This window comes from Streptantibioticus rubrisoli (assembly GCF_024436055.1).
Classification (GTDB): domain Bacteria; phylum Actinomycetota; class Actinomycetes; order Streptomycetales; family Streptomycetaceae; genus Streptantibioticus_A; species Streptantibioticus_A rubrisoli.
The window spans coordinates 1-14,644 of sequence record NZ_JANFNH010000021.1 but is presented as its reverse complement, the minus strand read 5'-3'; the positions used below and the strand labels follow the sequence as shown (position 1 = coordinate 14,644).

Annotated in this window: 12 protein-coding genes; 4 read left to right on the top strand and 8 right to left on the bottom strand. The window is 71.8% G+C overall.

What is annotated here, in order from left to right:
* Positions 1 to 215 precede the first annotated feature (215 nt).
* Positions 216 to 2,039, top strand: coding sequence for an AMP-dependent synthetase/ligase (locus tag NON19_RS18230; protein ID WP_255929385.1), 1,824 nt, complete (start codon positions 216 to 218; stop codon positions 2,037 to 2,039).
* Positions 2,040 to 2,146: 107 nt separating this feature from the next.
* Positions 2,147 to 2,980 (top strand): aldo/keto reductase, encoded by an 834-nt coding sequence (locus NON19_RS18225; RefSeq protein ID WP_308213705.1) that lies wholly within the window; start codon positions 2,147 to 2,149, stop codon positions 2,978 to 2,980.
* 319 nt (positions 2,981 to 3,299) lie between these two features.
* On the opposite strand, the gene NON19_RS18220 is transcribed toward NON19_RS18225, so the two are convergent.
* A complete protein-coding gene (locus NON19_RS18220) occupies positions 3,300 to 3,749 on the bottom strand; it encodes a hypothetical protein (protein WP_255929383.1) in 450 nt (149 codons plus the stop codon).
* A 198-nt stretch (positions 3,750 to 3,947) separates the two neighbouring features.
* On the opposite strand from NON19_RS18220, the gene NON19_RS18215 reads away from it, so the two are divergent.
* Together NON19_RS18215 and NON19_RS18210 are read left to right on the top strand one after the other, a co-directional pair.
* The gene (locus NON19_RS18215) at positions 3,948 to 4,817 is read left to right on the top strand and encodes a hypothetical protein (protein WP_255929381.1); all 870 of its coding nucleotides are present in this window, start codon (positions 3,948 to 3,950) and stop codon (positions 4,815 to 4,817) included.
* Between the two features lie 201 nt (positions 4,818 to 5,018).
* Positions 5,019 to 5,816 (top strand): methyltransferase domain-containing protein, encoded by a 798-nt coding sequence (locus NON19_RS18210; RefSeq protein ID WP_372514179.1) that lies wholly within the window; start codon positions 5,019 to 5,021, stop codon positions 5,814 to 5,816.
* Between the two features lie 9 nt (positions 5,817 to 5,825).
* Here NON19_RS18210 and NON19_RS18205 read toward each other — a convergent pair whose 3' ends face one another.
* The 7 genes from NON19_RS18205 to NON19_RS18175 form a co-directional block, all read right to left on the bottom strand.
* Entirely contained in the window at positions 5,826 to 7,199 is a 1,374-nt protein-coding gene (locus NON19_RS18205; protein ID WP_255929379.1) for an amino acid permease, read from the bottom strand.
* 278 nt (positions 7,200 to 7,477) lie between these two features.
* Positions 7,478 to 9,343, bottom strand: coding sequence for a phospholipase C (locus tag NON19_RS18200; RefSeq protein WP_255929377.1), 1,866 nt, complete (start codon positions 9,341 to 9,343; stop codon positions 7,478 to 7,480).
* Between the two features lie 103 nt (positions 9,344 to 9,446).
* The gene (gene efeB / locus NON19_RS18195) at positions 9,447 to 10,670 is read right to left on the bottom strand and encodes an iron uptake transporter deferrochelatase/peroxidase subunit (RefSeq protein ID WP_255929375.1); all 1,224 of its coding nucleotides are present in this window, start codon (positions 10,668 to 10,670) and stop codon (positions 9,447 to 9,449) included.
* Complete coding sequence (locus tag NON19_RS18190) at positions 10,667 to 11,890, bottom strand: EfeM/EfeO family lipoprotein (RefSeq protein WP_255929373.1); 1,224 nt, start codon at positions 11,888 to 11,890, stop codon at positions 10,667 to 10,669. The genes efeB and NON19_RS18190 overlap by 4 nt, the downstream gene beginning before the upstream one ends.
* 167 nt (positions 11,891 to 12,057) lie before the next feature.
* The gene (locus NON19_RS18185) at positions 12,058 to 12,261 is read right to left on the bottom strand and encodes a cold-shock protein (RefSeq protein ID WP_255929371.1); all 204 of its coding nucleotides are present in this window, start codon (positions 12,259 to 12,261) and stop codon (positions 12,058 to 12,060) included.
* Positions 12,262 to 12,333: 72 nt separating this feature from the next.
* A complete protein-coding gene (locus NON19_RS18180) occupies positions 12,334 to 13,443 on the bottom strand; it encodes an MBL fold metallo-hydrolase (protein WP_255929369.1) in 1,110 nt (369 codons plus the stop codon).
* Between the two features lie 56 nt (positions 13,444 to 13,499).
* Positions 13,500 to 14,644 (bottom strand): aminotransferase class I/II-fold pyridoxal phosphate-dependent enzyme (locus NON19_RS18175; RefSeq protein ID WP_255929367.1); only part of this gene is annotated, 1,145 nt, incomplete at its 5' end.

The following is a 14,644-nucleotide window of genomic DNA, read 5'->3' as shown; positions in this document are numbered from 1 at the left end:
CCGAACTTTCCGGCATAAGCCGACCATACGGACGATCAGTCGGCCGACAAGTCAGGATTCTCCGTATTCGCAGGTCTCTCCCCTGCCGCGACGGGATCAGGTAGCTTACGGGCCCGCCCGGCATCCTTGCCCCACGGGTCCGCTTGGGACCGTTCCCCTCCCGGGCGACAGCACCATCGTCGAAGCGCCGCGCGGGGCGCTCCCGAGGAGCAGAATTGCGCGAGTTCAGTGTCCCGCCACTGGCGACGGCGCCCCAGGCCGGAGGGCTCGCCGACGCCGTGTACAACAACGCCGCGCAGGCGCCCGACCAGGTGGTGCTCGGGCGCAAGACCGACGGCGAGTGGCGGGACGTGACCGCGGCGCACTTCCGCGACGAGGTGCTGGCACTGGCCAAGGGACTGCTCGCGGCCGGGATCCGGTTCGGCGACCGGGTGGGGATCATGTCCCGTACCCGCTACGAGTGGACGCTGTTCGACTTCGCGTTGTGGTCCATCGGCGCCCAGCCGGTGCCGGTCTACCCCACCTCGTCGTCGGACCAGGTCTACTGGATGCTGCATGACTCCGGCGCGGTGGCCTGCGTGATGGAGCACGAGGACCACGCGATGACGATCGGCGCGGTGGTCGACCGGCTGCCGCAGCTCACCCGGCTGTGGCAACTGGACGCCGGTGCGGTCGCGGAGTTGACCGCCGCGGGCGCGCACCTCGACGACGAGGTGGTCGGTCGGCACCGGTTCGCGGTGACGCCCGACGCGGTGGCCACCGTCATCTACACCTCCGGCACCACCGGCCGCCCCAAGGGCTGTGTGCTCACCCACGCCAACTTCATGGCGGAGGCCGACAACGTGGTGGCCCGCTGGGAGCCGGTCTTCCACTCCAAGCCCGGCGACGAGGCGGGCACCCTGCTGTTCCTGCCGCTGGCGCACGTCTTCGGCCGGATGGTGGAGGTCGCCGCGATCCGCGCCCGGGTACGGCTGGGCCACCAACCGAGCCTGGCGGCCAAGGACTTGATCCCCGACCTGGCCGCCTTCCGGCCGACCTTCGTCCTCGCGGTGCCGTACGTCTTCGAGAAGGTCTTCCACGCGGCCCGCCGCAAGGCGGAGGCGGGCGGCAAGCTCGGCCCGTTCGACAAGGCCGTCGAGGTGGCGGTGCGCTACGCCGAGGCGCTGGAGAACAAGGCGTTCGGCACCGGCCCGGGCCCCAGCGCCGCGCTGCGGATGCAGCACCAGCTATACGAGAAACTGGTCTATACCAAGGTGCGGGCGGCGCTCGGCGGCCGGATGCGGCACGGGATGTCCGGCGGCTCGGCGATGGAGCGTCGGCTCGGACTGTTCTTCGCCGGTGCGGGCGTGACGATCTACGAGGGGTACGGGCTGACCGAGTGCTGCGCCGCGGCGACCGCCAACCCGCCGGAGCGCACCCGCTACGGCACCGTGGGCCAGCCGGTGCCGGGCACGACGGTGCACATCGCTGACGACGGGGAGGTGTGGCTGCGCGGCGGCCAGGTCTTCGCCGGGTACCTGAACAACCCCAAGGCGACCGACGAGGTGCTGCACGACGGCTGGCTGGCCACCGGGGACCTGGGCGCGCTGGACGAGGACGGCTATCTGACCATCACCGGACGCAAGAAGGAGATCCTGGTCACCAGCGGCGGCAAGAGCGTCTCACCGGTGCTGCTGGAGGAGCGGGTGCGGGCGCATCCGCTGGTCGCCCAGTGCGTGGTGGTGGGCAACGACCGGCCGTTCGTCGCCGCGCTGGTCACGCTCGACCCGGACGGTGTCGACCACTGGCTGACGATGCGCGGCAAACCTCCGCTGCCGCCAGCCGAGTTGGTCCGCGACCCGGACCTGGAGACCGAGATCCGGCGGGCGGTGGTGGCCGCCAACACCCTCGTCTCGCAGGCCGAGTCCATCCGTACCTTCCGCATCCTCGCGGCGCAGTTCAGTGAGGAGAAGGGGCTGCTCACCCCCTCGCTGAAGCTGAAGCGGAAGGCGATCGAGAAGGCCTACTCGGCGGAGATCGAGGCGCTCTACCGGGGATGAGCAGCGGCTCCACCGGCGCTACCACCCGAACGGCGGGGAATGTGCGGCGGGCGCCTGATCGTTGGAACGGGCAGACAGCGAAGCCGGAGCGAAGGAAACGACTGCTCGTGAGCACAGTCCCCGCCATCACCCTGAACAACGGCGTCACGATGCCGCAACTCGGCTACGGCGTCTGGCAGGTGCCGGACGCGCAGGCCGCGGACGCGGTGCGCACCGCCCTGGAGGCCGGGTACCGCAGCATCGACACCGCGGCCGCGTACGGCAACGAAGGCGGCGTCGGCCGGGCGATCAGCGGCTCCGGCATCCCGCGGGAGGACATCTTCGTCACCACGAAGGTGTGGAACAACCACCACGGCTACGACGGCACACTGCGCGCCTTCGACACCTCCCTGTCGAAGCTGGGCCTGGAGCAGATCGACCTGTACCTGATCCACTGGCCGGTGCCGTCCCGTGACCTGTACGTGGACACCTGGCGGGCGTTGGAGAAGCTCTACGCCGAGGGCCTGGTGCGGGCCATCGGCGTGTGCAACTTCCAGCCCGCGCACCTGCGGCGCCTGCTGGACGAGACGGACATCGTCCCCGCGGTGAACCAGATCGAGCTGCACCCCAACCTCCAGCAGGCCGAGTTGCGCGCCTTCCACGCGGAGCACGGCATCGCCACCGAGGCCTGGTCCCCGCTGGGCCAGGGCAAGGGGCTGCTGGACGATCCGACGATCGGGGAGATCGCCCGGAAGCACGGCAGGACCCCCGCGCAGATCGTGCTGCGCTGGCACCTGCAGCTCGGCAACGTGGTGATCCCCAAGTCGGTGACCCCGTCCCGCATCACGGAGAACATCGACGTGTTCGGGTTCGAGCTGGACGGCGAGGACCTTGCCGCCCTCAGCGCGCTGGACAGCGGGACCCGGCTGGGTCCCGACCCGGACACCTTCGACATGATCTGAGCGTTCGCTCGCGCTGGCGTTTTGGGGTACGGCACCGTTGGGGCGGGGCCTGGGCCTGCGGGGTGGGGGTCCTGGACCGTATATTTACGGGCCGCTCCACCCCTGCCTTCGGTCGCCCGGTAGTTCGGCCCACAAATACGCCCCTGGCCTTCGGCATGGGGAACCCCGGCGTCCAGGACCCCCACCCCTCCGGCCCCGGCCCCTCACGTCTCTGGTTCTTGAAACCCCACCGGGCCGCAGCGCAGTACGCAACGGCACCCAAAGGCCCAGGGCAAACGGGGGGCGGGCGGGCGAAAACGCCCAAACGCCAGCGCGAGCGCTACTGCCGCTTCGCCGCCGGAAGTTGCTTCCCGTTGGCGCCGTCCACCAGCTTGCGGCTGTCCAACGGGGCCTTCAACGTGGTGCTGACCTGGGTGAGTTGGGCGATGTCCGGACACATCTGACCGAGCTTCTGGTGCTTTGTCACCTGCACGGTCAAGGTGACCTGCGAGGCCGCTTCGCTTGCCTTCAGCGCGACCGTCTCGCAGCCGCCGCGCACCGCTTCGGTGTGCAGCGTACGGCCGTCGGACGCGACGGTGACCGGCTTGCTGATCGGCTGGTCCTTCGGCTGGGCGGCGCCGCCGGGGGCCGCGCTCGGGGCGTGTGAGCCGCTCGTGCTGGCGGAGGGCGGGGCGGCGGCCGGGGAGACGGTTTTGCTGCCGCAGCCGGTCAGGGCGGCGGTCGCGGCGACGGCCGCCGCGGCGGCCAGGGCGAGAAGTCGTCGGTTCATGTGGATGTGACGCATGAGGCGCGATCCGGGTTCCGCTTCCGCCCGGCATGGATTTCGATGCGCCGAGTTCAACCCGAATTGCCCCAACAGGCATGGCCATGTCATGACGACGGACGTACCCTCACCCGTTGAATTGACAATGACCCGTCAACCCCGGGTGCCTCTGACCAGCCCGGGGTGCCGTCGCCAGGGGGAACGTTGACCACTCGCCACCATCGCGGCCTGCGCGCTCGCGCCGCCGCCCTACTGCTCGCCGCCGCAGCGCTGACCACCGCGGGCACCGCCGACGCCAGCGCCGCAGCCGCCGCACCCGCCGCACCGGGCGGCTGGGTGGAGACCGGTAGCGGCACCGTCAACTCGCTGACCGGTGGCGAGGGCCTGGCCACCCGCGCCGACGGCTCCGTGCTCTACCGCGGCCTCGGCTCCATACCGCTGGCGCTGCGGATACAGGGCTGGAACCACGTCGGCGACCCGGACATCGCCCGCGGCGACATCTTCGACGCCTACCAGGGCGGCTCCAACGCGACGTCCAAGATGTTCGCCGTCACCACGCCGAGCGGTCAGCGCTACGAGTACACCCACCCGCTCGACCCGGGCGAGATGCTCAACAACTCCTTCGCCGCGGTCTCCCCCGACGCCCAGTGGCTGGTCTCCGGGGAGTGGGGCGACGAGAACCGCCTCCAGGTGTTCCCCGCCCCGCTGCTCAACCCCGCGACCCCGCCCACCGGTGGCAACCTGCCGCAGGCCGGTCAGATCACTTTGGACCGGACCGTCAACGACATCCAGGGGTGCGACTTCGTCTCCCCCACCCGGCTGCTGTGCAGCTCCGACGACCCGGCCAAGGACCTGTTCCAGGTCGACCTGCCGCGTCCACTGGACGGCACCCGGACCACCGGCCATGTGACGACCCTCTTCCAACTGCCGCAACGCAGCATCTGCACCGGCAGCTTCGAGACCGAGGGCATCGACTACGACCCGAACACCCGGCTGCTGCGGGTCGAGGTCATCTCGCCGGGCATCTGCAAGGTCGCCACCGGAGTCTACGAGTACCGGCCGACCACGGACTGACGTCCACCATTCGAAACGCGATTCCCAGATTCCGAGACCAGTCCTAGAGTCCTGCCATCGCCCCGCGGCGGGGATCGGCGGCCTTGCCACCGAAACGAGCCCGCCGCGGCGGTGAGCAACCATGACGGCATGGCCCGGCGGCGCCAGCCGACCGTGACCCAACGGCCCACCGCGCCGGGCAGGACGAAGGGAATGACCCGCATGGCCACGTACACCCCCGGACATCACGAATCGGTACTGCGCTCGCACCGCTGGCGCACGGCGCGGAACTCGGCGGCCTATCTGATCGGCCAACTGCGTCCGGGAACCCGCCTGTTGGACGTGGGCTGCGGCCCGGGCACGATCACCGCGGACCTGGCCGAACTGGTCGCCCCCGGCCGGGTGACCGCCGTCGACGCGGCGCAGGACGTGCTGGAGTCAGCCGCCCGGGTGGCCGCCGAACGCGGCCTGGACAACGTCGAGTTCCGCACCGCCGATGTGCACGCGCTGGACTTCGCCGACGACACCTTCGACGTGGTCCACGCCCACCAGGTGCTCCAGCACGTGGCCGACCCGGTCCAGGCGCTGCGCGAGATGCGCCGGGTGTGCAAACCCGGCGGCATCGTGGCGGCCCGGGACTCCGACTACCGCGGCTTCGTCTGGTACCCCCAACTGCCCGCCCTGGACGAGTGGATGGACCTCTACCAGCGGTGCGCCCGGGCCAACGGCGGTGAGCCCGACGCCGGGCGGCGGATGCTGGCCTGGGCGCGGGCGGCCGGTTTCACCGACATCACCCCGAGCACCAGCACCTGGTGCCACGCCGACGACGCCGACCGGGCGCACTGGGGCGGGATGTGGGCCGACCGCATCCTGCACTCGGCCATGGCCGACCAGGCCCGGCGCGACGGCCACGCCACCGAGGACGACCTGCGCCGCATCTCGGACGCCTGGCGGGCGTGGGCCGCCGACCCCGACGGCTGGCTGAGCATCCTGCACGGCGAGATCATCTGCCGTGCGTGACCGCGGGGTTCACGCCTGCTCGGCGCTGACGCGGCGGCCCTTCATAAACACGTAGACCAGCACACCGGCGAACAGGAACAGCGTGCCCTGGTACACCGCCGCGTATCCGGCACCGGCCACCAGCCACATGGAGAAGCCGAACGCGCCCAGCGCCAGAGCCAAGTCGCGCGCGAAGCGGCCCGCCCGCACCTGGTGGCCGCGGCCGGACACCAGCCAGTACAACTGGGCGGCGGCGGCCAGCAGATAGGGCACGGTGGCCGAGAACGTGGTGATCAGGACCAGGATGTTGAACACGCCGGTGGCGCCGGTGGTGTAGTTGACGATCGTCAGCAGCGAGGCCAGCACCACGCCGACGAGCACGCCGAAGGTCGGCACTCCGCGCTGCTTCCTGGTGAACGCGGCCGGGAACAGCCCGTCCTGGGCCGCGGCGAAGGGGGCCTGGGCGCTCATCAGCGTCCAGCCGTTGAGCGCGCCGATGATGGAGATCACCGCGGAGACCGCGATCAGCGTGCCGCCCCACTGGCCGCCGAACATGTTGTTGACCGCGTCGGAGAACGGGGCGGAGGACTTCACCAGGTCGCGGTGCGGCACGGTGCCGAACACCGAGACGGTGCCGAGCAGGTAGACCAGGGCGGCGCCGATGGTGCCCAGCACGCTGGCCCGGCCGACGTTGCGCTCGGGGTCGCGCACCTCCCCCCCACTCATCGCGGCGGACTCCACGCCCACGTAGGAGTACAGCAGCAGCGCGGCCGCGGCGGACAGGCCGCCGAGCACATTGCCGCCGCTCGGGTCGAACGGGCCGAGGTTGTGCGGGTCGAAGAAGAACAGTCCGACGACCGCGACGAACAGCAGCGGCAGGAACTTCAGCACCGTCGAGACGATCTGCACCGCACCGACCCAGCGGGTGCCCGCGAGGTTCGCCAGCGCGGGCAGCCACAGCGCGGCCAGCGCCACCGCCAGGTGGGTCCACTTGGAGAGGTGACCGGGGAAGATCACGTCGATGTAGCCCACCGCGGCGACCGCCAGCGCCGCGTTGCTCACCCAGGTCATCACCCAGTACGACCAGGCGGACAGGAACCCGGCGAAGTCGCCGAACGCCTCACGGGCGTAGACGTACGGTCCGCCGGTGCGCGGGTTGCGCTGGGCGAGGCGGCCGAAGACCAGCGCGAGGGTGATCGCGCCGACCGTGAGCACCACGAAGGCGAGCAGGCTGAGCGTGCCGAAGGGGGCGACGGAGGACGGCAGCAAGAAGATCCCGCCGCCGATGATGTTGCCCATCACCAGCGCGGTGGCGGTGGGCAGCCCGAAGCGCCGCGCGTGCTGGGTCCCGTTCCCGGCCTGTTCGGCCGCCGGGGCTCTGGTCTCGCTCGCGGTGTCGTGCATGGTGGTTCGCGCCTCTCTGGTCCTGCCGCCGCAGCGCACACCGCGGGACCGGTGCGGTCGCACCGGTCCCGCGGTGACACGACGGAAGGGTTGGTCTCCTGGTTCGGAGCGCCCCCATGGTGGACCAGCCCGCATCCGTCACCAAATCGATGGCGGTTGTTCCGGGCAGTGACGCCGCGCACGGTAAATGTTGCGGTCCACGCCTCGCTGGGCAGGAGAAACGCCGAGGGGCGCACGGCCCGGAATCCGAGCCGTGCGCCCCTTACCGGAGAGCGGGATCAGGCGGCGCTACGGCGCTTGCGCACCGCGTAGGCGACGGCCCCACCAGCGGCGATCACCAGGCCGGAGGCCAGGGTGACGGGCAGCGCCGGGAACGAGGCACCGGTCTGAGCCAGCTGCGCCTGGGCGAAGTTGTCCGTGCTGGGCGCGTTACCGGAGTCGTCGGAGGTGTCGGAACCGCCGTGGGACGGCGGGATCGGCTTCACCGAGGCGACGGTACCGTCCGAATTCAGCAGTACCTGCTGGTTGTTGGGGTGCTTGAAGTCGAACAGCGCCCCGATCGAGGTGGCCCGCTGGTCGAAGGAGCTGTCACCGATGCGCTTGGTGCCCCAGTTGTCCTCGATGAACTTGGTGATCGAGGTCTGCTCGGTCTGGGTGTGGTCGACGTCGTTGACCTTGCTGAACGGGGAGATCAGCAGCAGCGGCTGCCGGGCGCCCGGGCCGCAGCGGTCCGCGTAGCCGCCGGCCGGCGCGGGACCGGCCTGGCAGGCCGGGCTGTCGACGCCCTTGCCGTTGGAGCCCTTGGCGGAGTCCTTCGAGCCGTTCAGCGGCGGCGCGAAGACGTGGTCGTACCAGCCGTCGGAGTCGTCGTAGGCGAGCACGACCGCGGTGTCGCGCCACTGCGGCGACTTCTGGATCTCGTTGATCTCCTTGACCAGGAAGTGCTGCTCGTCGAGCGGGTCAGAGTAACCGGCGTGCCCGTCCTGGTACGCCGCCGCCTTCAGGAAGCTGACCGAGGGCAGCTTGCCCGCCTTGACCACGGCGTCGAAGTCGCTGAGGTCGTAGTTGTGGTTGGCGCGTCCATTGCGCCCGATCTCGTTGATCGACGCGGGCGCGAGGTGGTGCGGGTTCGAGGTGGACCGGTAGTACTCGAACGGGTTGTGGTGCGGGCTGTAGTCCTCCACCGCCGCGCCGCCGAGGTTGGTGTGCGTGGTGCCCTTGCACTGGGCGTACGAGCCCTGCTTGCCGTTCCACGCGGTGCTCGGCCGGAAGCCGCCCTGGAACCAGCCCCAGCTGACGCCCTTGGCGTTCAGCCGGTCACCGATGTTGGGGCCGGTCATCTCGGCCAGCGCGTCCTTGGCCGTGTGGTCCTTGTTGGCACAGTCGTCGAAGGCCGGGTCCGGGTCGTTGATCACGGTGCCGACGCCCTTGGCGTTGGGCGACTGGACCGTGTACGGGTCGGGCGTCTTGGTCTGCTTGGGGTGCTCGGTACCGGATGCCGGGTCAACCGAGATCACGCCGTGCGTCTGCCCGGAGACCAGCTCCAGCGCGCCCGGGGTGGACGGGCCGTAGGCGGAGCCGAACGACTTGTCGTTGAGCGTGTAGTGCTGCGCGTAGTTCCACAGCGCGGTGACGGTGTTGCCGTCGTAGTAGTCCATCGCCAGACCCGGCTCGCCGAACAGGTTGCCCGAGCACTTGCCGGAGTCGGTGTTCTGCACGAACTGGTCGGACTTGCCGCCGTCGTACGCGTACTGCTCGGGGCTGTAGTCGTGGTTCTGGTCGCAGGTCATCGCCTGCGACGGGCTCAGCCGCTGCGGGGCGTACTGGTTGGGGTTCTTCGTCAACAGCCCGGCGTTGGCGAGGTTGTTGGTGTCCTTCGGGGTCTTCGGGGACGCGGTGAACTTCGTGCCGTCGGTGTTCGCCGCCTTGGGATAGGTGGCGAAGTAGTGGTCGAAGGAGATGTTCTCGTCGAAGATCACGACGAGGTGCTTGACCGGCGTGGCGGTGCGCACCGGTCCACCGTGGTCGGGCGCGGCGATCGCCGGTGCGGCGCCGCTCGCCGCCGCCAGCACGGCGGTTGCGGCCAGCGCTCCCCACCGTGCCGCCCGGCGCCGGGTACCGGGCGGTGTCACTGAGACGGTCATGCCATGTCCTCCGTAAGCTGCGGTGATGCCGCGTTCCGACCGGTGATGCTGGTGGCTGGTCGGGTCGGTACGGCGGAACTGCGATGACATCGAAGTGAACAGTTCACGTCAAGAGGGCGCGCCCGAGCCAGTCGTCGCCGCCGCGTACACCGGGCAGGGCGAAGAAGTAGCCGCCACCGAACGGTGAGATGTAGTCCACCAACGGCTCACCCGCCAGCCGCTTTTGCACCGCGGCGAACTGGCGGTCCAGATCCTGCTGGTAGCACAGGAAGACCAACCCCATATCGAGGTTGCCGTTGGAGTCCATGCCCTTGTCGTAGTTGTACCCGCGGCGCAGTATCCGCTGGTCGTCGGTGGCCGGGGTCCGGGGGTTGGCCAGCCGGATGTGGCTGTCCAGCGGGATCACATCGCCCTTGGGGTCCTGGGGGTACTGCGGGACGTCGCTCTCGACGTTGCCGTCCAGCGGTGCGCCGCTGTCCCGGCGGCGGCCGAACATCCGCTCCTGCTCGCTGATCGAGACCCGGTCCCAGAACTCCACCAGCATCCGGATCAGCCGCACCACCTGGTAGCTGCCGCCCGCGGTCCACGCCGGTTCGTCCGAGCCGCTGGCCGGGATCCACACCAGGCGGTTCATCTCCCTGGGGTCGGAGGTGTCGGGGTTGGCGGTGCCGTCCTTGAACCCCATGTGGTTGCGCGGGGTGCCGGAAGGGCGCGGTGCGCTGACGAAGCCGTCGATGCGCCAGCGCACCTGCGCCCCGCCGCGGGTGTGCCGGGCGATGTCGCGCAGTGCGTGCAGCACGGAGTCGGTGGAGTCCGCGCACAGGTGCAGGCTCAAGTCCCCGTGGCACCAGGCCGGGTCGAGGTCGTCGTCCGGGAAGGTGTCCATCGCCCGCAGCCTGCGCGGCTTGCGGGCGGCGAGACCGAACCGGCCGTCGAACAGCGAGGCCCCCACGCCCACGGTCACGGTCAGCCGGTCGGCGGGCAGTCGCGGGCCGAGGGTGCCGGAGTCGGCCGGTGGCTCGGTGATGCCGAGGGACGGCGGGGTGCCGCCCGCGGTCAGGAAACGGGCCCGGTCGGTGATGGTGCGCAGCAGATCGGCCAGTTCGCCGCGGTTGGCCGCGGTCACGTCCAACGCGGCCATGACGCACTGGCGTTGCGGCGGGGTGGTGATGCCCGCCTGGTGGGCGCCGTGGAACGGGACGGCGGACGGCGCGTCGAGCGGCGCGGCCTGCGCGGCGTCGGCCCGCACCAGACCGGTGGCGGCGGCGCCGGTGACCGACGCGGCGGCGGCGCCGCGCAGGAAGAAGCGGCGGTCCAGCCCGGTCATGACGTCCTCCGTACATCGCACACCGCGGCGACCGCGGCGAGTTGCTCCACCGCGGCGCCCACGTCGGCGTTGACCTGCTCGCGCTGGGCGCGGCTCAGGGCGTTCAGCGCGCTCCAGTGGCCATCGCTGCCGAAGCCGTCGAGGGTGTGCCGCACCCGGTCCAACGCGGCGTCCACCCGCGGTAGTTGCGGTAGGCGGGCGGTGGTCAGCAGCGGTCGCAGATAGCCGAGCGCGGTGGTGGTGCCGTCGAGGTTGGCCCGGGCGGTGGCCAGGTTGCTGCCGCTGCCGTAGTCGGTACGGCCGGTCAGCTCGAACTGCTCGGTGTTCTCCAGGATCTCGTGCGCCCGCAGCCCCAGTTGCGCGGGGTCCATCCGGGCCTGCGGCCAGGTGGACCGCAGTTGGTCCACGTCCTTGGCCAACTGGTCGGCGGGGCCGCGCAGTTGGTCGCCGCTCTGGCCGTGCCACAGGCCGTACTCGATGCGGTGGAAGCCGGTGAAGCGCGGATCCGAGGTGCCCTGGGGCAGCCCGGCGGTGGTGCCGTTGATCGCCTTGTCGGCGTCGCCGAAGGTGCCGTACGCGGCGCCCATCCGCTCGTACACCAGGTGCGCGGGCAGCCAGGCGGCGCGCGCGGCGTCGAAGTCACCGCTGTCGATCGCGTCCCTCAACGCACCGACCTTGTCGGCCAGTTGGCCCATCTGGCCGCCGATCCACTGCTGGTAGGCGATGGTGGGCGGAATCAGGTCGTGCTGGGTGACCGGCACCGCGGCAGGTCCGGCCTGCGCGGGACCGGCGATGCGGACGGTGGGGCCGGTGAGGGCGTCGGCGTCGTCCGGCAGGCACTTGAAGGCGTACGAGCCGCCGCCGAGGGTGACCTGGAGCGGGCGCGTGGTGTCCGGGGCGAGGCCCTCGACCTCGCCGTAGACGGCTCCGGTGCCGGGGTCGACCAGGTCGACCTCGGCCGGACCACTGGAGGCGTTGTGGACGTCGAAGACCTGGTCACCGGCGCGCCCGCTGGTCCAGCCCTGCCCGCAGCCGCCCGCGGACACCGTCACCCGGGTGTGCGGCAGCCCGTCCGGGTACGTCGCGCTGCGCCGCACCGCGGTCCGTCCGGTGCCGCCCACCGCGCTCACCAGCACCGCGACCGCCACGGCGACCGCCACCAGCGCACCGCCGGAGGCAAGTAGCCCACGCCGACCGCGCGGTATTCGGGGGCGGATCACTCAGCGGCTCCAGCAGGCACGGGACGTCAACGGCATGGACACCAGTGCGAGGAGCAGTGGTGCCGCCGCTCATCGTAGGGAGCCGGACAGCCCGATACCCACCCGCGTCGAGCCCGGAAACCCGGAATTCGACGGGATTTCACCTGTCCGGCACGTCCCGGCCGGCGCTAGATGGGCCTCACGCTGTCCGCCTGCGGTCCCTTCTGCCCCTGGCTGGCCTCGTACTCCACCCGCTGGCCCTCCTCCAGGGAGCGGTAGCCGCTGGCCTGGATGGCCGAGTAGTGGACGAAGACGTCCGGGCCGCCCTCGTCCTGTGTGATGAAGCCGAAGCCCTTCTCGGCGTTGAACCACTTCACTGTGCCTGTCGCCATCGGTCATGGCCCTTCGTGCGCTGCCGCGACGGCCTCACACACCGTCCGCGGTCTCGCCAACAGCATCCACGATCAGAGCCCGGTCAGCACCCGGGAACCGCCGATCGGCAGATCCCACAGGTCCTTTCGGGGTCGCCCGCTGGCCGCCCACGCCGCCCGGCAGCGGATCAGCGGCTCCAGCGGCGGCTCGGCCGACAGCAGGAACGTCGCCCAGTGCATCGGGGCCATCACCCGCGCGCCCACGTCGAGGCAGGCCTGGACCGCCTCCTCCGGATCGGTGTGCACCGGACGCAGCAGCGGTCGGGGCGCATAGGCGCCGATCGGCAGCAGGGCGATGTCGATCCCGGGATGACGGCGGCCGATCTCGCGGAACCAGTGTCCGTATCCGGTGTCCCCGGCGAAGTACAGCCGCTGCCCCACCGGGTCGCTGAGCACCCAGCCGCCCCACAGCGAACGGCAGGTGTCGGTCAGGGTGCGCTTGCTCCAGTGGTGCGCGGGCACGAACTCGAAGCGCACCCCATCGAGTTCCGCCGACTCCCACCAGTCCAGTTCGGTGACCCGGGTGAAACCGCGGCGGCGGCACCAGCGGGCGAGCCCGGCCGGGACGAACAGCGCGGTGTGGCGCGGCAGCCGCTTGAGGGTGGGGGCGTCCAGGTGGTCGTAGTGGTTGTGGCTGATGACCACCGCGTCCACCGGCGGCAGGTTGGCCCAGGGCACGCCGACCGGGGTGACCCGGGGCGGGGTGCCGAGGATCCGGCGCGACCACACCGGGTCGGTCAGCACGGTCAGGCCGCCGACCCGCACCACCCAACTGGCGTGCCCCGCCCAGCTGATGGCGAGCGTGCGGGCGTCCACCTCGGGCAGCCTGGCGGGCCGGACGGGAAGCCGTGGCAGGTCGGCGAGGTGCTCGCGGCGCGGGCGCAATCCACCCTGGCGGCTGGCCCTGAGCATCTCCAGGAAGCCGGGGAGCGGTTCGGTCATCCGGGCGGCGAAGGACCGCGGCCACACCCGCCGCTCACCGATCGGCCGCGGGCCCCCGGCGGTGCCGGGCACGACGGTGGTGTGCGCCGCCTCCCGCACCCCGTCTCGCTCCGCATCCCGTACCGCCTCCCGCGTCGCCGGGCCGGAGCCGGTCCGCTCGGCCTGATCAGGCCGTTCGCCCTGGTCGGTCTGATCGGTCATCAACGCTCCAATCGCGGGCGGTCGGCGCCATGGGCGCGGTGCCGAGGGACGGTGGTTCAGACGGCGGTCAGTTCCCGGAAGGCGGTGGCGAGCGCCGCCAACGCCTCGGCGACCCGCGGCACCCGCAGCGGCTCGGCGGCGTGCAGCGCGGCCTCCCGTTCCGCGGGCGTGTCCCCGTACAGCACCGAGGTGGTGATCCGTACCCGCAGCGCGGCCGGGTCGTCGCCGAACCAGGGTCCCGGGACGGCTCCCGGCAGCCGCTCGGCCAGCGCGTCCGGGCCGGTGACACCGTGCTCGGCGAGGGCCGGGAGCAGCGGGCGAAAGTCGGGGTAGAGCTGGTGTCCGGCCTGCGGCGGCAGGCAGAGCGCGCCCAGCCGGGCGACGGCGCGGTGCGCCGCGGCGGCCACGGCGGCGTGCAGACGTACCGCGGCGGCGGTGCGCTCCCGTAGCGCGGCGGGCTCGGCGAGGGCGAGCGCGGCGGCGTGGGCGACGGGGGCGGCCGGTACCGCCCGCTGGGCGTCGAGCAGATCGCGTACCGGCCCGAGCAGGCCGCCCGCGGGCTCCTCGGCCGGGAAGCGGGCGACGGCCGCGGGCCAGGCGGGCGGCAGCAGCGCGCCCGCCAGATCGGTGAGCACCACGACCTGCCCGTGGAACGACTCGGCCGGGCTGAGCAGCACGGCGTGCGGGTCGTGCAGGGTGTCGCGGTAAGTCTCGTCGCAGGCCACCAGCACCCCCGCGGCCACCGCCGCCTCGCACACCTCGTGCAGCAGTTCGGGCGGGGCGACGGTGCCGGTGGGGTCGTCGGCGACGGAGACCACCAGCAGCCGCGGCCGCGCTCCGCCCTCCCGGGCCCGGCGCAGGGTCTCCAGCAGCGCCACCGGGTCCGGTACGCCGCCGCACTCGGCCGGGGTCGCCACCGGATGGACGCGGCGGCCGAGCACCCGCGCCTGGGCGGCGTACCAGGCCGCCGCCGGGCTGGGCACCACCAGGTCGCCGCCGACCGCCGCCAGCAGGGCGAGCAGCAGCGGTGCCGGGCCGGGCGCGAGCAGCACCCGGTCCGGTTCGCTGGCCAGCCCGCGCCGCTCCCAGTAACCGCAGGCCGCGGCGCGCACGGCGGCGTCGCCGCCGGTCGGCTGCGGCGGGGCGTCCGCGGCCCGGGCGAACCGCTCGGCCAGCTCGGGGGCCGCGGGCAGCCCCGGGT

What these genes read in the sequence shown, in the direction of transcription:
- NON19_RS18200 (WP_255929377.1), bottom strand. Translation starts at nt 9,343, where the DNA reads ATGACCGTCTCAGTGACACCGCCCGGTACCCGGCGCCGGGCGGCACGG.
- NON19_RS18220 (WP_255929383.1), bottom strand. Translation starts at nt 3,749, where the DNA reads ATGAACCGACGACTTCTCGCCCTGGCCGCCGCGGCGGCCGTCGCCGCG.
- NON19_RS18205 (WP_255929379.1), bottom strand. Translation starts at nt 7,199, where the DNA reads ATGCACGACACCGCGAGCGAGACCAGAGCCCCGGCGGCCGAACAGGCC.
- NON19_RS18210 (WP_372514179.1), top strand. Translation starts at nt 5,019, where the DNA reads ATGGCCACGTACACCCCCGGACATCACGAATCGGTACTGCGCTCGCAC.
- efeB (WP_255929375.1), bottom strand. Translation starts at nt 10,670, where the DNA reads ATGACCGGGCTGGACCGCCGCTTCTTCCTGCGCGGCGCCGCCGCCGCG.
- NON19_RS18180 (WP_255929369.1), bottom strand. Translation starts at nt 13,443, where the DNA reads ATGACCGATCAGACCGACCAGGGCGAACGGCCTGATCAGGCCGAGCGG.
- NON19_RS18185 (WP_255929371.1), bottom strand. Translation starts at nt 12,261, where the DNA reads ATGGCGACAGGCACAGTGAAGTGGTTCAACGCCGAGAAGGGCTTCGGC.